This is a genomic window from Pseudomonas sp. ARP3 (genome assembly GCF_001029595.1).
Classification (GTDB): Bacteria; Pseudomonadota; Gammaproteobacteria; order Pseudomonadales; family Pseudomonadaceae; genus Aquipseudomonas; species Aquipseudomonas rhodesiae.
This window is the reverse complement of the sequence record NZ_LEKF01000007.1, coordinates 48,698-68,933: the sequence shown is the minus strand read 5'-3', so window position 1 is coordinate 68,933 and position 20,236 is coordinate 48,698. Positions and strand designations below refer to the sequence as shown.

Genomic DNA, 20,236 nt, shown 5'->3' with positions numbered 1-20,236 from the left:
GATGAACCTGTCCCCCCTCAATCGCCGTCGGTTCGAACGCTTCAAGGCCAACAAGCGTGGCTGGTGGTCGCTGTGGCTGTTCTTGATTCTATTTGTGCTCAGCCTGGGCGCCGAGCTGATCGCCAACGACAAGCCCTTGGCCGTGCATTACGACGGCGGCTGGTATTTCCCTGCGCTCAAGCGTTACCCGGAGACCACGTTCGGCGGCGAGTTCCCTCTGGAGGCCAACTACAAGAGCCCGTATATCCAGGAACTGCTCAAGGCCAAGGACGCCTGGACGTTGTGGGCGCCGATTCCGTTCAGCTACCAGAGCATCAATTACGACCTCAAGGTGCCGGCGCCGGCTCCGCCCTCAAGCGTCAACCTGCTGGGCACTGACGACCAGGGGCGCGATGTGCTGGCGCGGGTGATCTACGGCTTTCGCGTGTCGGTGCTGTTCGCGCTGACGCTGACCGTGCTCAGTTCGATCATCGGCGTGATCGCTGGCGCGTTGCAGGGCTTCTACGGCGGCTGGGTCGATCTGGCCGGGCAACGCTTTCTGGAGATCTGGTCGGGGTTGCCGGTGCTGTACCTGCTGATCATTCTCGCCAGTTTCGTGCAGCCTAACTTCTGGTGGCTGCTGGGGATCATGCTGCTGTTTTCGTGGATGAGCCTGGTGGATGTGGTGCGCGCCGAGTTCCTGCGCGGGCGCAACCTGGAATACGTGCGTGCGGCGCGGGCCTTGGGTATGCAGAACGGCGCAATCATGTTCCGCCACATCCTGCCCAATGCCATGGTTTCGACCATGACCTTTATGCCGTTCATTCTCACCGGCGCCATCGGCACCCTTACCGCCCTGGACTTCCTCGGCTTTGGCCTGCCCGCCGGCTCGCCGTCCCTGGGCGAACTGGTGGCCCAGGGCAAATCCAACCTGCAAGCGCCGTGGCTGGGCATGAGTGCCTTTGCCGTGCTGGCGATCATGTTGAGTTTGCTGGTGTTTATCGGCGAGTCCGCTCGCGATGCCTTCGACCCGAGGAAATGAGATGAATCAGGACAATCTGATCGAAATCCGCGACCTCAGCGTCGAGTTTGTGACCGGCGAGCATCATCACCGGGTGGTGAGCAACGTCAGCTTCGATATCAAACGCGGCGAAACCCTCGCGCTGGTGGGCGAAAGCGGTTCCGGCAAATCGGTGACCGCCCACTCGATCCTGCGCCTGCTGCCCTACCCGCTGGCGCGGCATCCGTCCGGCACCATCCAGTACGCGGGGCAGGACCTGTTGACCCTCAAGGAAAAGCCCCTGCGGCACATTCGCGGTAACCGCATCGCGATGATTTTCCAAGAGCCGATGACCTCGCTGAACCCACTGCACAGCATCGAAAAGCAGATCAACGAAGTCCTTGGCCTGCACAAGGGCCTCACCGGCAAGGTCGCCACTCAGCGCACCCTGGAGCTGCTGGAGCTGGTGGGCATCCCTGAACCGCACAAGCGCCTCAAGGCCCTGCCCCATGAATTGTCCGGCGGCCAGCGGCAGCGCGTGATGATCGCCATGGCCCTGGCCAACGAGCCGGAACTGCTGATCGCCGACGAGCCCACCACCGCTCTGGACGTCACCGTGCAGTTGAAAATCCTCGAACTGCTCAAGGAACTCCAGGCGCGCCTGGGCATGGCCTTGCTGCTGATCAGCCACGACCTGAACCTGGTGCGACGCATCGCTCATCGCGTGTGCGTGATGCAGCAAGGTTGCATCGTTGAGCAGGCCGATTGCCAGACGCTGTTCCAGGCCCCGCAGCACCCCTATACCCAGGAACTGCTGGCCGCCGAGCCCAGCGGCGGGCCGGCGACCAATGCCGTCGGGCCGCCGTTGCTGGTGGTGGATGACCTCAAAGTGTGGTTCCCCATCAAGAAGGGCTTTTTGCGCAGCACCGTCGATTACGTCAAAGCGGTGGACGGCATCCACTTCAGCCTGCCCCAGGGCCAAACCCTGGGCATCGTCGGCGAAAGCGGCTCGGGCAAATCCACCCTGGGCCTGGCGATTCTGCGCTTGATCGGCAGCCGCGGCGGCATTCGTTTCGAAGGCCAGCAAATGGACGCCCTCAACCAGCAGCAGGTGCGCCCGCTGCGCCGGGAAATGCAGGTAGTGTTCCAGGACCCGTTCGGCAGCCTGAGCCCACGCATGTGCGTCAGCGAGATCGTCGGCGAAGGATTGCGCATCCATAAGATGGGCACCCCGGCCGAGCAGGAAGCGGCGATTATCGCGGCGCTCAAGGAAGTCGGCCTGGACCCCGACTCGCGCCATCGCTACCCCCACGAATTCTCCGGTGGTCAGCGCCAGCGCATCGCCATTGCCCGCGCGTTGGTGCTCAAGCCGCGCTTGATCCTGCTCGACGAGCCCACCTCGGCCCTCGACCGCACGGTGCAGCGCCAAGTGGTGGAGCTGCTGCGCAACCTGCAAGCCAAGTACAACCTCACCTACCTGTTCATCAGCCACGACTTGGCGGTAGTCAAGGCGCTGAGTCACCAATTGATGGTGATCAAGCAGGGCCAAGTGGTGGAGCAAGGTGATGCGCAGGCGATCTTTGCCGATCCACAACATGCCTATACCCAGCAATTGCTCAAAGCCGCGTTTCTGGCGGCGCCCGACGACTGCCCGACGCATAGCGCTCCCTGACTGCCCTGGCGGAACCACACCACAACCGGTGCGGAAAGCCCTGCTACTGAAGCGACCGCCAACGGAGGGATGATCCGGGTTTAGCCACCCGGAGCCCTCTTCATGGACGATTTCCCCAGCCTGGCCCTGAGCGGGGCCGACCCGCACGATGGCATTGCGATGTCAGTCACCGTCGGTCCCTCCAGCGCCACGCCGCTTGAGCCCCACACACACCCCAGCGGCGACGCCGCCTTGATCGCGCGGTTGATCAGCCTGCTCTCCGGCACGACAGACGCAGCCTTGCCCGCCGCAACCACGCCGGTACCCATCCCCGAACCATCCCTGCTGGGTCAGTGGAGCGCGGCGTTCAGCAAGGCCGTCAACAGCAAGGACTTTATCGCCTGGGCCACTACAGAAGGCATGGTGCTGAGCACGCTGCGGGTACATGACAGCAACCTTCACGTCACCGCACACGGCGTGCCCAAGGTGTTTACCCTGGCAGGCACGTCCAAATGGTGGACGTTGGCCAAACCCATCATTTTCATCAGCCAACTGCTCGACCCGCTCGCGCTGGGCATGCCATACATCGGCACCAAATCGAATGACGGCATCACCACACTGACGCTGAACCTCGTACTGGCGTTCCATGGCTACCCTATGCCAACCAATCGCCTCGCGGCACTGGCGATCATTGAGGAATTGCGTGCGCTGCAAGCCTTCCCGGCGTTTGACGATAACGGCCGCAGCAAATCGATCATCCACGCGGAACTGACGCAACAGCGGCTCGATTTTCAGCGATTGGCCACTGCCCTGGAGCAATGTGACGGAACACCTTCCGAGCTCAGCCACACCCGCGTCGACCTGACCTCCCACTCGACGCTGGCCAAAAGCGTCAAGGAAGCCGCGCTGCTGTTGTACTTGATCCTGGATGAGCACCACCTCGTCGATGCCCAGGCCCACTATGATTTCGCGCGCCAGTTGATCTGTGTGACCGAGCGCGATACGGCCCAGGAACAACGCACGCTGCTGCCCTCACCGACGCCACATTGGGAACGGTTGGTGCTGCTGGGTTCGCAACTGGGGGTGCGCATCTACCCCGATCACTCCGTCGACCTCACCGACGCCCTGACGGCCTACGGCTTCGAACCTGTGCAAGGGCCCGCACATATCGGTGCGTTGATCCAGCGCTTGCGCCAATGGCCGACGCCCGCGCAACCGGTGGTGCTCAAGGCTGTGCGCACCGCGGCAACACTCAGACGCTTTCGCCATTATGTGGGCATGATGAATGACCGCCACCGCCTGCGTACCGTGCTGACGCAAATGATCGGCAGCGGCCTGTTACAAGGGCCCGACGGCCTGGACCAGGTGATCAGTGGCGACCCGGACGCGCTCCGGGCCACAGTGAAGAGTGCCTACCGCCACTTACGCCTGGTGACCGACGATCCGGCCTTTCTGGCCCTGCGTAGCCGCCTGCGCATCGATCCCGCCAGCCACGTGCTGCTGAGCGAATCCGGCAACATCGAGGCCCGCGACTTGGACGGCGTCTGGAAGTCCCTGAACGATGCCGTGGCCGAGCATGACCACCTGCTGGAGCGGGTATCGCAATTGCGGCCGCTGGCCGCCCGAACGGGTGGCCAGTTGCGCACCAACGACACGGTGAGCGTGCAGCAGGCGTTGCGGTTGTACGGTTTTCGTGTGCCGCAAAGCCTGGCGGATGCTCGGCGGGTGCTGCAACGCCTGGAGGTCAGCCTGCCACAACGGTCAAGCCAGGGATCGTATTGGCGTGCACTCAAGCCGCGCGACGCGCGCCCTTCGGCCTGGACCCTGTCCCCGCAGGAGCGTGAACAGCTCGTCGCGCTCAGCCTCGACTTTATGCAGGGCCGGCCCGACACGCTGTTCGAATACCTGAGCCAGCCCCTCCTGACCGGCAAGACTGTGGCTGACGTCAGAGCCGAAGCCGATTACCTGATCCCGTGCCTGCTCGCATCGCCCCTGGCCCAACAACTGGGCGAAGTGCTGTCCAACACCCTGCACTGGCATGGCGGCCACGCCAGCGAACGGGGCGAAAGCGGCAGCCGCAACGCGCTGATACTGGCCGCGCTGATCCTGAGCCTGGACCCAAGGTTCGAGGCACATCCCACGGGTATCCAGGTGCTGGACTGGCACGGCGACTTCTATTGGGGCGAGTCCATACCGTTCGTGCGCCGGGACATCGAAACCGCTATGGGCGTGTTGGACAGACCCACGGCGGCCCTGGCGGCGCACTTGATCCTCAGTGAAAAAGGCCCGCAGTTGCTGGTGCGCGACATCCCCGAAGACGAGCCCTACCTGGGCTCACATACCTGGACGCTGTTCTGTCAGTACGTTATGTACCTGGAAAAAAGCCTGCCGGGCTCGTCCCGTCAATTCACCCACGCGCAGATCATGGCCCTCGCGTACCTGCCACCCGAAGATCGCTGGCAGACCTTTCTTGACAGCCCTCAGGCCACCACGGCGGTGCTGGAGTGGGCCGTGGTCAACGGCGTGCTGGCGCCTCAACGGCGCTATGGCACACAGTCCGTGAAAAACGCGGTCGATGCGATCAATGCCCAGCGGACACGCCTGCGCAGCACCCTGGAAGCGTTCGCCGAACCCGTGGTATGGCTGCGCCAGACCGCCCTGAACGACCTGCGCCGCGTGTATCCCGACAACGGCTGGCTGGAGGCGCGCATCCTGATGTGGCTGCCGCTTGACTCGCCATTTTCTGAAGACAAGCGCTTCGAAGGTATCCATACCGGCCCTAAATATTCGTTCACCGATCTGCATATGGCCGGCGACCTGGACGCCACCTCCCAGCATTGGCACTCGTCCCAGCCAGCCGTCAAATATCGACAGATGGCCAAGCGCTTTCATTTGCTGGGGTCGGTCAGCCAGGTATTTTTCCAAGCCTTCGATCACAAGTTGCAACAGCTCAAGGCGGCTTATCGCGAGTCCATCTGTTTTGGGTTGTCGCAACTGACCCTGCCGCGCCGAGAGGCGCTGGAATACGGTCAGGTGCGATTTTTCCAGCTCAGCCGCCCCAGCGCCTCAAGCAGTGCCGCCGCCCAAGTGGGACGATTCGGTGTGCTGATGGCCGTCACCTATGTCAGCACCACGTATGTCTACGAATGCTTCCCCAGGCAACTGCTTATACGCCCTCGCCTCGACCTCGATGCCCGGCAATTGCCGCAGGGCGTCGACACCGCCAGCCACTTCGACTGGGCAGCCTATGCACAGGGTGCGTGGCCACAGGACCCAGGGTCGTCGACAGCGACCACTGATTTGCTCCTCACCCCGCTCGGCAATAACCTGCCCCAGGCGCCCGAAGTGCCGCCACTGGATAGCCTGGGCAGACGCGTGCCACGCACGCTGGACTCACCGCGCAGCCATGCAGTGGCCGACGTTATCCTGGAGCACCCATTGCACGATGGCCTGGCCTTGCGCGAAAAAGCCAAGCGACCACTGACGCTGCTTGAAGCCGCAAGCGGCACCGACCCGTGGGCCGACTTTTTGCTGGAAATGGCGCTCAAGGCAGACTGACGCTTGAACAGTCGGCGCTTTGATATAAAGTTGCTCACTCGATCTGCGCCAGGAGCCCTGCCCATGACCACCGCGACCGCCCCTGTTTTCTGGCGCGACCCAGCGCTGGCGTTTATCGAAGCGCGTACCATCGCCGACGGGCGCAAAGTCACTTATGCACGGCACGCCCACGAGCACTTTTCCATAGGTGCGATCACCACCGGACGCAGCTATTACCACTACGGTGCCGACACGTTTGAAATCAGCGCTGGCACCGTGGTGTTGATGAACCCCGGCGATGTCCATGCCTGCAACCCCATCGCCAACGAGCAGTGGTCCTACCAGATGCTGTATATCGACACGCCCTGGCTCACCGAACTGCAATATCAGTTGGGTTTCAGCACCGATCAGGGCTACCGGCCATTCGACACACCGTATACCCGCGACCCACTGCTGTACCGTGGCTTGCTGGAGCTGTACCGCATCGTGGTGGATGAGCAGGCCGAACACCTGCAAAAGCAGAGCGCGCTGGTGAGTTACTTCAGCGACGTGCAGCAACGCCTGAACCCGTCGCCGACGCCGGTGCGTGAGGTGAACCACAAGCTGGAACGGGCAGCCGAATACATCCGGGAACACTGCACTCAAGCGTTGAAGCTCGAAGATATCTGCCAGGCGGCCGAGCTGTCGCCTTCTTACTTGATCCGTGCGTTCAAGCAGTATTACGGGCTGACGCCCCATGCCTTTTTGGTTAACCAACGCATCCAGTTTGCCCGCGCCCAATTGCGCCAGGGCGAGCTGATCGCCGATGTGGCCCTGGCCGCCGGGTTTGCCGACCAGGCGCATTTCCAGCGCGCGTTCAAGCAGCACTTCGCCGCCACGCCGGGGCAATACCGCGACCGCCTCAAGCCATCAGCAAATAACCCACACTGGCCACCAGCAACGCGGCCATTGAACGGTTAAACACCCGCACGCCCTGGGGGTTGCTCAGGTAGCGGCGCAAAAAGGTGCCAGCGTAGGCCCAGCACGCCACCGACAGGTAGCAGATCACCAGATAGAGGCCGGCAAACACCCAGACCTGCGCCCTGGCGCCGTCCGCCACAAACAACCCCATCCCCGCAACACAAGCCAGCCAGGCTTTGGGGTTGAGCCATTGCATGATTGCGCCGTAGAGCATCGATGGCGCGGTTGCGCGGCCTTGGGCGTCCAAGCGCCCATCATCCACCGCCAGTTTCCAAGCCATGTACAGCAGGAAGGCCACCCCGCCCCACTGAATCAGCTGAGTCAGGATCGGCCAGCGCAGCAGCACCTCATGCAGGCCCAGGCCAATCAGCACCAACAGCACGGTAAAGCCCACGGCGGCGCCGAATACATGTTTCTGGCTGGCGGCAAAACCGAAGCGCGCGCCCGAACTGAGCGCCACCACATTGACCGGGCCGGGGGTGATGGAGGTGGCCAGCGCGAAAGCGGCCATGGAAAGAATCAAGCTCATGACGAATCCCTGTGACAGTGAAGATAACGTCACGGTAAAGGGACGAACGCCTCTGGTATTGAAGAAAATGCCCCCCGTAAAGCGCTATTTCACGAATAACTCACGGTCCCGCATCTTCACATGACCGGTGCGGTAATAGGCATCGAACCAGGGTTTGTCCCCGGGTGCCGGTGGTTTGGCCAGGCGCAAGGTATCCAGCGCGCCAGGTTGACTGGCATTGACTCGGAAGTGGAAATGGTCGAACAGGCGCAACGCTTCAACCGCGTAGGCCACGGCGATCCTGCGGTCTTCGATGCGGATCAGGTGGTCGCCGTTGTTTTTCTCCCCTCCCTCGGCGAGGTTGGAAGAACCGGTGTACACCGTGGGATTTACGCCATTGAAATCCGTGACCACGAACTTGCTGTGCACCATGTTCCCGGCATTGCCTGACCACTCGGCCTTGAACGGTGCCGGGGCATTGCTGGCCAGATAAGCGAACGGCAGCAGGCCCACTGAGCCATCCGGCTTACGCACAGCCAACTGGCCCTTACGCTGGGCAACACCGTAGGAGAACAGCGCGCGCTGCATCAACTCATCCAGCGAATGGCGCACATTGCCGCTGATCAGGTTGAGAAACACCACCGAGTACAGTACCGAACTGCTGGCCTGCTCAATGCTGGCGGCAATCGCGTCCAGGGACAAGCCACTGTCGGCGTGGGGCGCAAAACACAGCGAGACCTTGGAGCCCGGCCGGTCGCGCACCACCCACCAGCGTTGCGACAGCGGGTTCTTGCGAAAGGCCATGGGCGCGGCCCAGTAAGCTTCGAATACCTCGGAGAACTTGCCGGCCACGCGCTCATCGTCGAACAGCAACACGTTGTTGGCCTGGATATACAAGCCACGCAGCGCAAAGTTGGTGGAGCCGCCGAGCACCCGTATCGCCCGCCCGTCACGCCTTACGATCAACACCTTATGGTGTTGCTGGCTGGAAAAATGCAGGCGCTTGACCTGGGCCCCCGCGCTGGCGAGGCGCGCAGCGCTGAGGCTTTCACAGCTGTCGGCGGCGCCCTGCTCGCCGTGGTCGTCAATGATCGCGCGCAGGCGCGGGCCGAGTTGCTCCAGGCGGCGCAGGATGTCGGGTTCTTTGCTTTCGTAGATCAGCGCATCGAGGGTTAACTGCGGGTCGTTGGCGACCTGATCCAGAACTTGCAAAATCAATCGTCGCGCCTCGAAACCCAGCCATTGGTAATGGGCTTCGAAGGGCGCCATATCCAGATCCAGATACGCCCTGGGGGCGGCCCCTGCCGGCGGCAGGATGCGGGTCTCATTGTCGAACCGATCACCGTAGGCTTGGGACGAGGCGAAACCGCGGGTAAACCCGACATTCAGGAAACCACTGATCGTCTGGGCCTCAAGGCAAATCTGGTTTTCCACCGCCACGCCCTTGCGCAACGCGCCGTCGGCGCCCATGTAGCAGGCGGTGACCCGGTACCGATACACACCCGGCAGGATCTGGCTGGGCACGTGAATCCAGCGGAATTTCTGGAACGGCGCCTCGGTTGAAGCAAAGCTGCGCGGCCGCTCCGGCGTGGGTGGGTAGTCGAAATGCAGGCGATTGTGCAGTGCACCCCAGTGGTCGGCACCGGGGTAGCGCACTTCGATGCTGAAGCCGACAAAATCACGGGTAGCGAGGTCTGGCGCCAAGTCGAATGCCAGTAGTGCGCTACCCTCTGCGCGATACAACTTGAAGGTCAGTCCCTGAAAGGTTGTCTTACTTTCAAAGTCAGTGTCCAAGCGATGTTCCTTTTGCCTGAAGGCAGTCTTTGAAAGTTTAGCGCCTGTATCACTTCCAGCCAGTGAACCCTAGACATTCTAGCGTTGCGCCGGAATGCGGATATCGCCCCCGCGACATTGGCTTTTCACACTGCGTGGGCAGCCGGCGAAGGCCAGGTCCTTGGTCAGGCACACGCGCACCTCCGACAGCACCTTACCTTTGCAAATCACTGCCAGCCCGTGATTACCCATGCGTGGATTGCTTTCGCGAAACAGCGCCTCGATATCGCGGGCCTGCAGCGTCGGCGGCGTGTTGAAGGGCTGCAATTGCTCGGGGATCACCACTGCCCCTAATGCCGCGTCGGTTTTGTCCAGATACGCCAACGGTTCCAGGCCGCTGCAGGTGCCATGCTTGGCCCATTCGTGCTTGAGCAGCGCAAGGGTCGGAAACAACGTGGCACCCTTGTCCAGCGCCTCACGGCTCAGTTGCGACTGCGGCGCACACGACGCCGGCCAACCGCCCCTTGCGTATTGCGGCCACAGCCCGTGCAGCACAAAACCATAGCCCTTGCCCGAGCACTGTTCGTTGTCCGGGTGGGTCAGGCAAAACGTCGGCGACCACGATAACGACAGCACATAAAAATCAAACTGCCCCGGCGTGCCTTGATCACGCGGTGCCGCCGATGCGCCCGTGGAGAGCACCAGCCAAATCAACATCCAGTATTTCATCTACCGATTCCTTGAAAAAAACCAGGTGTACCGCGTTCAGCCAGGGTGATTGGGGTTACGTTGCAACACCTTATCCAGGATTCGATCGGTCTTCAGCGCCTCGATGGCCAACGAAGGGTGCTCGGCCTCGCCGCGAATATGGGCATTCATGGCCAGCACATGGTGCCACTGGATATGCGCGTGGCACGGCACGTCCAGCACTTCGTTGAATTCGCCTTCCAGGCGCAGCGGTTGCTCCTCGAACACCGAGAACACAATGCGCCCACGACTGCCGATCAGTTCGACCCGGTCTTCCTTGCGATCCGCGACAAAGTTCCAGCAGCCCATGCCCAGCGCGCCCGAGTCGAAAGTCCAGCAGGCCGTCACAGCATCTTCCGCTGCATAGCGCCCGGCCTGACGCGCGGTAAAACCGGACACTTCGACGATATCCCCAGCCAGGTACTGAAACAGATCAAACCCATGGCTGGCCAGGTCGGCAAAGTAGCCACCGCCGGCGATCAGCGGATCGGTGCGCCAGTTGGCGGCGCTGGCATCCTCGGCACCCGGTGGCTTGCATAGGGTCCAGGTGAGGTGACGCAGCTCACCAATACGCCCCTCCTGTAGCCACTGCCGCACCTGCTGGAAACGCGGCAGGGAACGCCGGTAGTAGGACACAAACAGGTGCAGCCCGGCGCGCTCGAAGGTGCGTTGCATCAGCGCGCTTTGCTCGGCATTCAGGGCCATGGGTTTTTCGACGCAGCAGTGCTTGCCGGCGGCGGCTACCATCAGGCTGTATTCCAAGTGGCTGTCGGGGGGCGTGGCAATGTACACGGCGTCCACGTCGGGGTCGTTGATCAGCGCCTGGGCATCGGTGTAGAAGCGGTCAATCTGATGACGTGCCGCATAATCGCGCACGGCCTCCTCACGGCGCCCCATCACCGCGACCAGGGCCGAACCTGGCGCTTTGTAAAAGGCGGGTCCACTCTTTACTTCAGTGACACTGCCACAGCCGATCATGCCCCAGCGTACGGTCGTCATGGTTTACCTCGTGCGTTCTGATCAATCGGGCAGTATCCACATACCCACGGCCACGCGCCATAACCACTTAGCATGACAATTGCATTACACTTTTGTGACAGTTGGTTCTTATGAGGCACAGACCATGAAAATCCGGGCAACGGTCATTTGTGAACACGAGGGGCATATCCTCTTCGTGCGCAAAGCCCGATCAAAATGGGCCTTGCCCGGCGGCAAGGTCGAACGCGACGAACGCCCGGTGGGCGCCGCCGAACGCGAACTGGAAGAAGAAACCGGGTTGAATGTGGATGGCTTGCTGTACCTTCAGGAACTCAAGGCCCGCGACACCGTGCACCATGTGTTCGAAGCCTCGGTGGTGAACATTGAAGACGCGCGGCCATGCAACGAGATCGTCGATTGCCAGTGGCATGCCTATACCGCCATGGACCAGCTGGACACTACGGATGCCACGCGTCATATCGTCAAATCCTTTCTGCGGCGCCTCTAGTAACGGGCGCTGCGGTGGGCGCCGGCTGAAGCTCCCACCGCAGCAGTCAGATGAGCCGTGCAGCAGGTCTCAATAGGTAATCTGAGGTGCAGACGCGGTATCGCTTGACGCTTGATCGTCACGTTTTACCCGGATGTGCTCCGGGAGGCTGTCCACCTGCTCACCGCCAAAATCGGTAATCGCATCCAACGAGTTGGATTGAACCTGGTCGTATGCCGAGGCGGCCACTGGGGAAACACTGTTCATATTTTTTTCCTTCCTACTCTGACCGACGGGGTGCCGGGCATCTTCGAGTACCGTCTTCGTGGCGCCTTCGAAACATCCAGTTCCAAACCACTATCTCTCCTTCCGCACTGCCCACCGCTGATCAGCACCGCCCGTGACCTCCCGTCCGTTGCCTCGCGCAACGCTTGACTCCCGGCGTGGATCACAAGAGGCTCTTGGCACTTAGCCATCATTTCGAGCAGTCCGTAATGAGCCATATTCCTTCGAGCCAAACCGACAGTGATGTCTACAAAACGCTGCTGGAGTCCACTAAAGCCATACCTTGGCGTATCGAGTGGCAGAGCATGACCTTCAGCTACATCGGGCCGCAGATCGAAACAGTGCTGGGCTGGAGCCAGCAGAGTTGGGTCAGCGTGGACGACTGGGTCGAGCGCATGCACCCGGACGACCGGGAGTATGTGGTGAACTTCTGCGTCTCGCAGTCCCGTGCCGGCGTCGACCATGAGGCCGATTACCGCGCCCTGACGGTGAATGGCGATTACGTGTGGATTCGCGATGTGGTGCATGTGATACGCAAGGACGGCGAAGTCGAAGCACTGATTGGTTTTATGTTCGATATCAGCGAGCGCAAGCAGACCGAAGAGCACTTGATCCGCCTGCAAAAGCAACTTGAGGAATACTCCTATCAGGATGGCCTGACGGGCATCGCCAACCGGCGCATGTTCGACACCGTGCTGGAACGCGAATGGGCCAGCGCCCAGCGCAGCCAATTGCCGCTGTCGTTGATCATTTTGGATATCGATTTTTTCAAGCAGTACAACGACCACTTCGGCCACATCAAAGGCGACGACTGCCTACGCCAAGTAGCGCGCACATTGGCACTGGCCGCGAATCGGCCAAGGGACTTTATCGCGCGGATCGGCGGCGAAGAGTTCGTGTGGTTGCTGCCGGAAACCGACGCTGCATCCGCCCGGCAAGTGGCACGACGCTGCCTGCACCTGATCTGCCAACAGGAGATCGAACATCCGCATTCCTCCGTGTCCCACCTGTTAACGTTGAGCCTGGGTGTCGGCACGCGGCTGGTCACAGCGGGTAGCGAAGCGCTGGAATTCGTCGAGGAGGTCGACAAGTTGCTGTATCAGGCCAAGCATGATGGCCGCATGCGTGCGGCGTTTGCCGACGATTGAACCCGGCCTGCGGCCAAATCCCAGGCAAAAAAAATCCCAAGTAGCTGATGGAAACTTGGGATTTAAAAATGCATAAACCGTGGGAGGTGAACGCACGGCTATGGTAACCATTGCAAAAAGCTGTAACAACATTATTTACGTCCTTTCGTCGGATTAAAAACGCTGTAAGTGCTTCAATATCCACATGTTTTTTATGTCTTAGCGGATATTAAGTGCCACCTTTTGGTGCAACTAGTCCACTTATAAAAAAGGGTTATTACTTATAACGGCGCGCTCGCTTTCTTCGATTCTTCGTTCAGTTGTTCGCACGTATCGCGCACATCCGCCCCGCCGAACGCCGTCGCACTAGCCACCCGCGCCACTTGCCGACACAGGGTCAGACGCTCGGCGGCGCTCTGTCGCTGACGGTCCGCTTCGGCGTTGATCTGCATGAAATAGGCGCCGAGCATCAGCGCCACGCCGACCACGCCGGCGACCAGGTAGAGCACGCTGTTGGATGAGGAGTGTTCTGGCTGCTGCATGACCGTTTGCGCCCTGCTCTCGTGGCAATCACGACGCAATTGTATGCAAACGGACATACTGGATTTGTGGTGGATTTGTAATCCGGGTGCGCGTATTTACTTACGCGCCACTTTGTAACGCACGCAGTCCTGATAAAAGCTCTGGCGAATGGCTTCAGGCTTGAGCCGCGAACGGCTGTCGTAGGTTTGCTCTGTAATGCCCATGGCCATCATGCGCATCCACGATTTGCTGAATTTAAGGGTTTGGATTTTCTGACGGGCGGCATACAGCGACACACCCGACAGTTTCAGCTCTTGGGCCCTGGCGGCGGTGCCGGCGCCCCAACTGCACATGTACTTGTCACCCTCACGCAACTCACGTGCCTGCACGGCCGTCGCGCCGCCTGCCAGGGAGCAGGCGATCAGCATGATTCCAACATTGCGCATTTGCATCCCCACCTAACCACCTGAAAATAAACGCGATTCTGGCGAGGATTTTGTTACAAAGGGGCCATTAAAATGCCTTATCGCAGGCTCCTCGGCCCGCCCACTTCCCTGTGGGGCGCGAGCTTGGCACACGTCACGTCTTTACCACTGGTACGTGGCACTCGCCTGTACCGTGCGCTGCGAGCCATACCAGCACCATGAATACGAGTAGCACGACGCGACGTACTCTTTATTGGCCAGGTTGGTGGCGTTCAATGCCAGGCGCAGCTTGTCGTTGAGGTTGACGATATTTGGGATGTCGTAATGCACCGCAGCGTCAAACAAGGTGTAGCCGGGCACTTTCAACGTGTTGGCGGTATCGCCCCAGGAAGAGCCGACATAGCGGGCACCCGCCCCCGCGCCGAAGCCTTTGAGGTAGCCGTCGCGGAAGGTGTAATCGGCCCATGCCGAAGCGGTATGCCGTGGCACGCCGTAGGTGGTGGTGCCTTCCACCGGGACCGCCGGGCCGACGCCAATATCGCTGATTGGCGCATAACGCACGGTGCTGTTTGACTTGGAGGCGCGGTTGTCCAGGTAAGCGTAAGCAGCGGTGATATCGAGGTTATCGCTCAGGCTGGCCTTGCCCTCCAGTTCAAAGCCGCGGGATTGCTGTTCGCCATCCTGAATCTGGCAGCGACCGTTACCACACAGGTGGGTCGGATCCGGGTCCATGGTCGGCACGTTGCTCTGGCGCAGGTCGAAAATCGCCGCGGTGATAAAACTGTTGCTGCCCGGCGGCTGATACTTGATGCCCAGTTCATATTGCTTGCCCTCGGTCGGCTTGAACACCGAACCGCCGTAGCCGGTCCCCGATTGCGGGTTGAACGACTCCGCGTAACTCACATACGGCGCCAGGCCGTTATCGAACAGATACACCAGCCCTACACGCCCGGTGAACGCCTCACTGTCCAAGGAGGACTTGCTCTTGGCACCGGTGCGCAGCGTCTTGGTAGTGCCATCGGTGCTGGCCCAGTCATACCGGCCGCCCAGCAGCAGCACCCAGTTGTCCCACTTCATCTGCTCTTGCAGGTAAACCCCGGTTTGCTCGCTGCGTGAAGTGGCGTCCGTGGCGAAGGCCGGCGTGGTCACCGGGGCGCCGTATGCGGGATCGAAGATATCCAGTGAAGGCCCCGAGCCATAACCCGCCTTGGTATCGGTGCTGGTGTTCTGGTAATCGGCGCCCATCAACAGCGTATGCTGCAACGGCCCGGTGTCGAATTTGGCCTGCACCTGGTTGTCGAGGTTGTAGGCATCCATGTCCACATCGGTGGCAATGGTCGAGCGAGTAGACGTGCGGTAATCGGCCTGCAGATAGCTGTTGTAGATGCTGCGATAGATGCCCTCGGCACGCAGATAGCGTGCATTCTGGCGCAGCGTCCACACGTCGTTGAAATGGTGTTCGAACGCGTAGCCGACGGAGTAATACTCACGATCGCTTTTCTCGAAGTTCTTTTCACCGTCGTAGTAGTCCACGTCGATCTTGCGCCCGGTGGGGCTGTGCAGCACCGAGCCCCAAGCCGGTACCGAGCCGTAGGATGCGCCCTTGGGGTCTTTCTGAAAGTGCCCCAGCAAGGTCAGCGATGTGTCCTCGTCCGGGCGCCAGGTAAAGGCGCTGGACAGCGACTGACGACGGGTCTCGGTGTGTTCGACCTGGCCATCGGCATCGTCGAAAAGACCGGCGACACGGTAGGAATAAACCCCTTTATCATCAAGCGGGCCGCTGAGGTCGAAGGTGGTGCGCTTTTTATCAAAGGTGCCGTATTCGACGCCCACTTCATGGAACGGCACATCAAGCGGCCGCTTGGTAACCATATTGATCACACCGCTGGGCGAACCCTGGCCGTATAGCACCGAGGCGGGGCCACGCAGCACTTCGACGCGTTCCAGGTCGAACGCATCTTTCTGCGGCAAGGCATCGCGGCTGGACGGCATGCGCAGGCCGTCGAGGTAAGTGGTGGGCGAGAAGCCGCGAATGGTCAGCTGGTCGAGGCGCGACGCGGTGGCGCCACGGGTTTCCGGCACCACGGCGGCGCTGTAGCGCAGGATCTGATTGAGGCTTTCGGCGTTCTGGGCACGCATCTGGTCTTTAGTGACCACCGAGATCGACTGCGGGGTTTCGATCAGCGCGGTATCGGTCTTGGTCGCCGACAGGCTGCGCGTGGCCACATAACCGGGCACCGGACCGGTGGGGCTTTCGGGCTGGTAAGCCGCGTTGATGGTGGTGGCCTGCAGTTGCATGGCCCCGCCGCTGTCCGGGATCGCTTCCAAGCGATAACGGTCGCCGGAAAGTTTCAGCGCCTGCAAACCGGTGCCGGCCAGCAATTGGTTCAATGCCCCATCAATATCGTACTGCCCGCTCACGCCCGGGCTGCGCTTGCCTCGGGTCAGCTCTGCATCGAACGCCAGCACCAGCCCCGCCTGCTCGGCCAGGTTATTGAGCGCCTGGCTCAAATCACCGGCCGGCACCTGGAAGCCGCGCTGGGCGCTGCTTTCTTCGGCGAAGGAGGACTGGACGGTCAACAACGGCACAGCGGCAAAAGCCATCGCCACCGACAAAGCCAGCGGATGCAAGGGACGAGCAAGACGCGACATGATAAATCCTGCGTAATTGAGGTTCTATCTACCATGACGGCCAGCTTGGAAAATCGGGTAAGGATGCGAGGGGTTTTTATTTGAGAATCAATCAGCGCTGGCTGACAGTTGCTTGCCAACAAGCACACGGGTCTTTCCAGGCGCGGCTCAGGCCCAAGCCACTACCAACAACCCTACCCCCAGGGCCAGGCACAACGGTGAATAGCAATACGTATCCCAACGCGCAAACCGCGACCCTCCGACTTTTTTGAAAAAACCCACCAGTTCTGAGTCGCCGATGGCCCTGGCGAACATCAGCACGGCGATGGCGCTGATACCCCATTGCAACGCATGGTGGGATACCGCAGGGAAATACAGGCCGGCGCGCAGGCAGACCAATAGCGCAATCCCCACCAGCCCCATCGCCACCAAAAAGGTGCCCAGGGCCGACGGTTTGAACGCTGGGCGCGGGCCGCTGGCAAATTCGCCGGGCAACTGCGGGATGGCCGCCAGGCTGCCGAGCTTGCCGCCGGCGGCCCAGTACAGGTGGACCACACTGATTCCGGTGAATATGCCGACGATCCAGCGTGCGATCACGAAACTCATGACGGGCTCTCCCTGAAAAGGTCCGGGAAAGGATAGTCGTCCGAGGTTTTTTTGCAGGTATTTCGTCGGGGAGCGAACGGCCTGCTACTTCAGGCTCGCCTCAACCTTCTGCGCCACCTCGTCGGTCAGCCAGGCCTTCCAGACCTCGGGATGGGCCTTGAGAAACGCCTGAGCCACCTCCCTTGGCGGAGTATGGTTTTCACTCATGGTGGCCAAGGCTTTGTTCAGCGGCTCAATGGGAAACTCGACTTTTTCGAAAAACCCGGCGATCTGTGGGTGCGCCTTCTGAAACGGCGTAGACACCCCGATGCTCAACTTGGACGCCAGCGAACGAGTCGGCTTTGGATTGGGGTTGTCGGCGTCGGTCAGGGTTTTCCAGGCCTCGGCATCGAATGGCGGCTCTTCGAGCTGGATCAGTTTGTAGCGCCCCATCAAAGGAGTCGGCGACCAGTAGTAGAACAGCACCGGTTTGCCACGCCGGATCGAGGAGGCGATTTCGGCATCCAGCGCCGCACCCGAGCCGCTGCGGAAGTTCACGTAGCTGTCGTCCAGGCCATAGGCTTTGAGCTTCTGCTGGTTGACCACTTCCGAGGTCCAGCCGATGGGGCTGTTGAGAAAGCGCCCCTTGTCGGGAGATTCCGGGTCTTTGAATACATCCTTGTAGCGCGCCAGGTCTTTTACACTCTTGAGGTCCGGCGCCATCGGTTTGATGCCCTTTGCGGGGTCCCCCTTGACCACATATTCAGGCACCCACCAGCCCTCGGTTGCGCCTTTGACCGTATCGCCCAGACCGGCCACTTTGCCTTCGGCCTCGGCCTTGACCCACACGGGACTACGGCCAGCCCACTCCTCGCCGATCACCTGGATGTCGTTCTTCGCCAGTGCAGTTTCAAGGGTGATAGTGGTACCGGGCAACGTGTCGGTGGGCAAGTCATAGCCCTTCTCGACGATAAACCGCAGCACTTCGGTGATCAGGCTGCCGCTTTCCCAATTCAGGTCGGCAAAATGCACCGGCGTTTGCTCGGCCGCCGCGGGCAACGAAGCCATCGATAGACTCAGGCTCGTCAGGGACGCCACCAACAGGGTTCTCAAACCTTTCATGCCTTACCTCGCGTACTGCAGCCATAGCGGATGGCTTTGCCGCGAACGCGCGAAGCCTCTGAATAGTTAAGTCCACTCAACTGTAGTAGAGGTTCCGCAAGACGATACACGCGCACGTCAGGGACGCGTTACTCGCTGGCCTTGAAAGTCACCAGTTCGCCCTTGCGCCACTTGGCGGCCTTGCCGGTCACGGTTTTAAGGGTTTTGGTCAGACCCTCCTGCAATTGTTCATGGGCGGCGAACACCAGCATCACACTGTGGCCTTCCTTGAACACGATGCCCTCGCCTTCGGCCGAAGAAACAAAGGCGTAATCACCCAGGCCATATACCGTCAACTTGATGTCGCGGAACTTCAATTCGAACTTACCGCCTTCGCGGCTGGGCAATACCGCCGCGCGAAAATGGTCGCCCACTTTGAGTTCAAGACGCTGTTTGTCATCCACCACCAACGCCGTTTCGGTGTCGATTTCGGCGACGTAGATGCCTTCCGGCGTCTGCTCAGTGATGTAAACAAAACGGGATTGGAACTGTTTGACCAACTTTGCGCGCAAATCACCCAGCACGAACAATGCGTGCATATCCAGATTACTGACTGCCAAGGAAAAGCCCCCACATCGAAAAAAGTACGGCCTGCAGAAACAGGCAGCACACTAAAACGGCCAATACGGCACGATCACCTGATGCACTTATTGAAAAAACTGAAGAAACTTCCTGTCGTATTGCACGCCTCGTACGGGCGCACACGATGGACCTTATGCAAGGTCACCGGGACTGACAGGAAATCACAGGTTCAACGACCCGAGAATACGGGTCGCACCGCTTCAGAGAATAACCCCAATCAAAAACGTAGTTTCCGACAGTTCACACAAAAATTACTTGGCGTGGAACCGAGTGTCGACCCGCGACGACAATGGTAGAACAGCGATAGGGTTCAAACCACCCGAACCGTTTGCGGTAAGTCACAAGATCGATAGGAGCTGACCATGCAACGACGTCACTATCAGGCTACGTCTTCCGGCACTCGTTCATCATGTCCAGACGAGCGCCAATATTACTGCTTGCCAGGCCTGGAAGGGTACTCCAATTCTGTTCTTTACCAAGTGGTACCTGCCGGGAGGAACTTCTTTCATATCCTGGAAGTGACCAGTGGCCGAATCAGGGGTTTCCGCAGCAACCATATCAAGGCGTGTGAACTGGCCAAACAACTGGAAGCCAGTCTGCACGATGGGATCGTTTCGTCACCTGGTTGACTTTACCGCGCCACAGCCCTCCAACAACTGCCATACTGACCCGTCCATTGAAGTTTGCCCCGCCGGCGGGTCAGGTTTCATCAGTGCAGTTGAATACCTCGAAGGGAAGGCGATACGTGACGGAATTTGATATTGGCGAATTTTTTATCCGTGGCGAAGCCAGGGAAGTTGACGGTGAATTTCAAGCGGTCATCGTAATGCGTGCCAAACCGCCCCTGACCACTACTACCACCCACCAAGTGGAAAAAGACCGTTGGTTCAAGACCGTGGAGGCCGCTGCCAGCGCCGCCAAAGAGTCGGCCCAGGCCCTCAAGACGGCCGTGGATGCCGGCGCACTGACCTGCTGACGAACAAATTCGAACTCTGCCGTGTCAGGGCCCTCCCATGCATAACGCTGCTCACTTTGCATGGAGATACCAATGGACACCACCCCCCCTACCCTGGAAACCCTGTTCGATCAACTTGGCCTGGATTCATCCCAAGAAGGTATTGAGCGGTTCACCGCCGAGCACCGCCTGCCGGACGACGTCAAATTGGTCGACGCCCCGTTCTGGAGCGCGCAACAGGCCAGTTTTCTCAAAGAGCAACTGCACGTCGACGCCGAATGGGCGCCGGCGGTGGACGACCTGAACGCGCTGTTGCATGAGCCCGCCAAGGCGTAACGCGAGC

19 protein-coding genes are annotated in these 20,236 nt (G+C 60.4%); 8 read left to right on the top strand and 11 right to left on the bottom strand.

Translation table 11 applies throughout. The annotated features are described in order from the left end of the window. Position 1 precedes the first annotated feature (1 nt). From ABX75_RS10725 to ABX75_RS10710, 4 genes are all read left to right on the top strand, one after another. On the top strand, positions 2-1,021 hold the full coding sequence (locus tag ABX75_RS10725) for an ABC transporter permease (RefSeq protein ID WP_012723835.1): 1,020 nt from the start codon (positions 2-4) through the stop codon (positions 1,019-1,021). 1 nt (position 1,022) lies between these two features. Continuing rightward, entirely contained in the window at positions 1,023-2,651 is a 1,629-nt protein-coding gene (locus ABX75_RS10720) for an ABC transporter ATP-binding protein (RefSeq protein WP_047881909.1), read from the top strand. 102 nt (positions 2,652-2,753) lie between these two features. Further along, the gene (locus ABX75_RS10715; protein WP_047881908.1) at positions 2,754-6,188 is read left to right on the top strand and encodes a hypothetical protein; all 3,435 of its coding nucleotides are present in this window, start codon (positions 2,754-2,756) and stop codon (positions 6,186-6,188) included. Between the two features lie 63 nt (positions 6,189-6,251). Continuing rightward, the gene (locus tag ABX75_RS10710; RefSeq protein WP_034097020.1) at positions 6,252-7,127 is read left to right on the top strand and encodes an AraC family transcriptional regulator; all 876 of its coding nucleotides are present in this window, start codon (positions 6,252-6,254) and stop codon (positions 7,125-7,127) included. Here ABX75_RS10710 and ABX75_RS10705 read toward each other — a convergent pair. From ABX75_RS10705 to ABX75_RS10690, 4 genes are all read right to left on the bottom strand, one after another. Continuing rightward, positions 7,069-7,656 (bottom strand): LysE family translocator, encoded by a 588-nt coding sequence (locus ABX75_RS10705; RefSeq protein WP_040268046.1) that lies wholly within the window; start codon positions 7,654-7,656, stop codon positions 7,069-7,071. The genes ABX75_RS10710 and ABX75_RS10705 overlap by 59 nt on opposite strands. Before the next feature lie 84 nt (positions 7,657-7,740). After that, positions 7,741-9,429 (bottom strand): phospholipase D-like domain-containing protein, encoded by a 1,689-nt coding sequence (locus tag ABX75_RS10700; RefSeq protein ID WP_047881907.1) that lies wholly within the window; start codon positions 9,427-9,429, stop codon positions 7,741-7,743. 78 nt (positions 9,430-9,507) lie between these two features. After that, on the bottom strand, positions 9,508-10,137 hold the full coding sequence (locus tag ABX75_RS10695) for a ribonuclease T2 (RefSeq protein WP_047881906.1): 630 nt from the start codon (positions 10,135-10,137) through the stop codon (positions 9,508-9,510). Between the two features lie 36 nt (positions 10,138-10,173). Beyond that, a complete protein-coding gene (locus tag ABX75_RS10690) occupies positions 10,174-11,154 on the bottom strand; it encodes a Gfo/Idh/MocA family protein (RefSeq protein ID WP_034113145.1) in 981 nt (326 codons plus the stop codon). Between the two features lie 124 nt (positions 11,155-11,278). On the opposite strand from ABX75_RS10690, the gene ABX75_RS10685 reads away from it, so the two are divergent. Further along, the gene (locus ABX75_RS10685) at positions 11,279-11,641 is read left to right on the top strand and encodes an NUDIX hydrolase (protein ID WP_034097015.1); all 363 of its coding nucleotides are present in this window, start codon (positions 11,279-11,281) and stop codon (positions 11,639-11,641) included. Between the two features lie 69 nt (positions 11,642-11,710). Here ABX75_RS10685 and ABX75_RS29365 read toward each other — a convergent pair whose 3' ends face one another. Continuing rightward, the gene (locus tag ABX75_RS29365; RefSeq protein ID WP_158231154.1) at positions 11,711-11,887 is read right to left on the bottom strand and encodes a hypothetical protein; all 177 of its coding nucleotides are present in this window, start codon (positions 11,885-11,887) and stop codon (positions 11,711-11,713) included. A gap of 227 nt (positions 11,888-12,114) precedes the next feature. Between ABX75_RS29365 and ABX75_RS10675 the strand changes: the two genes are divergently transcribed. Then, positions 12,115-13,053, top strand: coding sequence for a sensor domain-containing diguanylate cyclase (locus tag ABX75_RS10675; protein ID WP_034097013.1), 939 nt, complete (start codon positions 12,115-12,117; stop codon positions 13,051-13,053). A 260-nt stretch (positions 13,054-13,313) separates the two neighbouring features. Here ABX75_RS10675 and ABX75_RS10670 read toward each other — a convergent pair whose 3' ends face one another. From ABX75_RS10670 to ABX75_RS10645, 6 genes are all read right to left on the bottom strand, one after another. Continuing rightward, positions 13,314-13,574 carry a hypothetical protein gene (locus ABX75_RS10670; RefSeq protein ID WP_034097012.1) on the bottom strand — a complete coding sequence of 87 codons (261 nt, stop codon included), beginning with the start codon at positions 13,572-13,574 and terminating at the stop codon, positions 13,314-13,316. 96 nt (positions 13,575-13,670) lie between these two features. Beyond that, positions 13,671-14,000 (bottom strand): hypothetical protein, encoded by a 330-nt coding sequence (locus ABX75_RS10665; RefSeq protein ID WP_034097359.1) that lies wholly within the window; start codon positions 13,998-14,000, stop codon positions 13,671-13,673. A 141-nt stretch (positions 14,001-14,141) separates the two neighbouring features. Further along, positions 14,142-16,631 carry a TonB-dependent siderophore receptor gene (locus ABX75_RS10660; RefSeq protein ID WP_047881905.1) on the bottom strand — a complete coding sequence of 830 codons (2,490 nt, stop codon included), beginning with the start codon at positions 16,629-16,631 and terminating at the stop codon, positions 14,142-14,144. Positions 16,632-16,778: 147 nt separating this feature from the next. After that, positions 16,779-17,216 carry a DUF3995 domain-containing protein gene (locus ABX75_RS10655; protein WP_047881904.1) on the bottom strand — a complete coding sequence of 146 codons (438 nt, stop codon included), beginning with the start codon at positions 17,214-17,216 and terminating at the stop codon, positions 16,779-16,781. An 84-nt stretch (positions 17,217-17,300) separates the two neighbouring features. Beyond that, complete coding sequence (locus ABX75_RS10650) at positions 17,301-18,317, bottom strand: ABC transporter substrate-binding protein (protein ID WP_047881903.1); 1,017 nt, start codon at positions 18,315-18,317, stop codon at positions 17,301-17,303. A 128-nt stretch (positions 18,318-18,445) separates the two neighbouring features. Further along, positions 18,446-18,895 carry a hypothetical protein gene (locus ABX75_RS10645; protein WP_034113139.1) on the bottom strand — a complete coding sequence of 150 codons (450 nt, stop codon included), beginning with the start codon at positions 18,893-18,895 and terminating at the stop codon, positions 18,446-18,448. 788 nt (positions 18,896-19,683) lie between these two features. Here ABX75_RS10645 and ABX75_RS10640 point away from each other — a divergent pair. Beyond that, positions 19,684-19,914, top strand: coding sequence for a hypothetical protein (locus ABX75_RS10640; protein WP_034097007.1), 231 nt, complete (start codon positions 19,684-19,686; stop codon positions 19,912-19,914). 72 nt (positions 19,915-19,986) lie between these two features. Continuing rightward, positions 19,987-20,229, top strand: a complete 243-nt coding sequence (locus tag ABX75_RS10635) for a DUF2789 domain-containing protein (protein ID WP_034097006.1) — start codon at positions 19,987-19,989, stop codon at positions 20,227-20,229. Positions 20,230-20,236: the final 7 nt, after the last annotated feature.

Excerpts from the sequence above, each read along its gene's own strand:
- ABX75_RS10690 (WP_034113145.1), bottom strand. The coding sequence starts at position 11,154 with ATGACGACCGTACGCTGGGGCATGATCGGCTGTGGCAGTGTCACTGAA.
- ABX75_RS10720 (WP_047881909.1), top strand. The coding sequence starts at position 1,023 with ATGAATCAGGACAATCTGATCGAAATCCGCGACCTCAGCGTCGAGTTT.
- ABX75_RS10655 (WP_047881904.1), bottom strand. The coding sequence starts at position 17,216 with ATGAGTTTCGTGATCGCACGCTGGATCGTCGGCATATTCACCGGAATC.
- ABX75_RS10725 (WP_012723835.1), top strand. The coding sequence starts at position 2 with ATGAACCTGTCCCCCCTCAATCGCCGTCGGTTCGAACGCTTCAAGGCC.
- ABX75_RS29365 (WP_158231154.1), bottom strand. The coding sequence starts at position 11,887 with ATGAACAGTGTTTCCCCAGTGGCCGCCTCGGCATACGACCAGGTTCAA.
- ABX75_RS10685 (WP_034097015.1), top strand. The coding sequence starts at position 11,279 with ATGAAAATCCGGGCAACGGTCATTTGTGAACACGAGGGGCATATCCTC.
- ABX75_RS10660 (WP_047881905.1), bottom strand. The coding sequence starts at position 16,631 with ATGTCGCGTCTTGCTCGTCCCTTGCATCCGCTGGCTTTGTCGGTGGCG.
- ABX75_RS10715 (WP_047881908.1), top strand. The coding sequence starts at position 2,754 with ATGGACGATTTCCCCAGCCTGGCCCTGAGCGGGGCCGACCCGCACGAT.
- ABX75_RS10675 (WP_034097013.1), top strand. The coding sequence starts at position 12,115 with ATGAGCCATATTCCTTCGAGCCAAACCGACAGTGATGTCTACAAAACG.
- ABX75_RS10665 (WP_034097359.1), bottom strand. The coding sequence starts at position 14,000 with ATGCGCAATGTTGGAATCATGCTGATCGCCTGCTCCCTGGCAGGCGGC.
- ABX75_RS10670 (WP_034097012.1), bottom strand. The coding sequence starts at position 13,574 with ATGCAGCAGCCAGAACACTCCTCATCCAACAGCGTGCTCTACCTGGTC.
- ABX75_RS10645 (WP_034113139.1), bottom strand. The coding sequence starts at position 18,895 with ATGCACGCATTGTTCGTGCTGGGTGATTTGCGCGCAAAGTTGGTCAAA.
- ABX75_RS10635 (WP_034097006.1), top strand. The coding sequence starts at position 19,987 with ATGGACACCACCCCCCCTACCCTGGAAACCCTGTTCGATCAACTTGGC.
- ABX75_RS10710 (WP_034097020.1), top strand. The coding sequence starts at position 6,252 with ATGACCACCGCGACCGCCCCTGTTTTCTGGCGCGACCCAGCGCTGGCG.
- ABX75_RS10705 (WP_040268046.1), bottom strand. The coding sequence starts at position 7,656 with ATGAGCTTGATTCTTTCCATGGCCGCTTTCGCGCTGGCCACCTCCATC.
- ABX75_RS10650 (WP_047881903.1), bottom strand. The coding sequence starts at position 18,317 with ATGAAAGGTTTGAGAACCCTGTTGGTGGCGTCCCTGACGAGCCTGAGT.
- ABX75_RS10695 (WP_047881906.1), bottom strand. The coding sequence starts at position 10,137 with ATGAAATACTGGATGTTGATTTGGCTGGTGCTCTCCACGGGCGCATCG.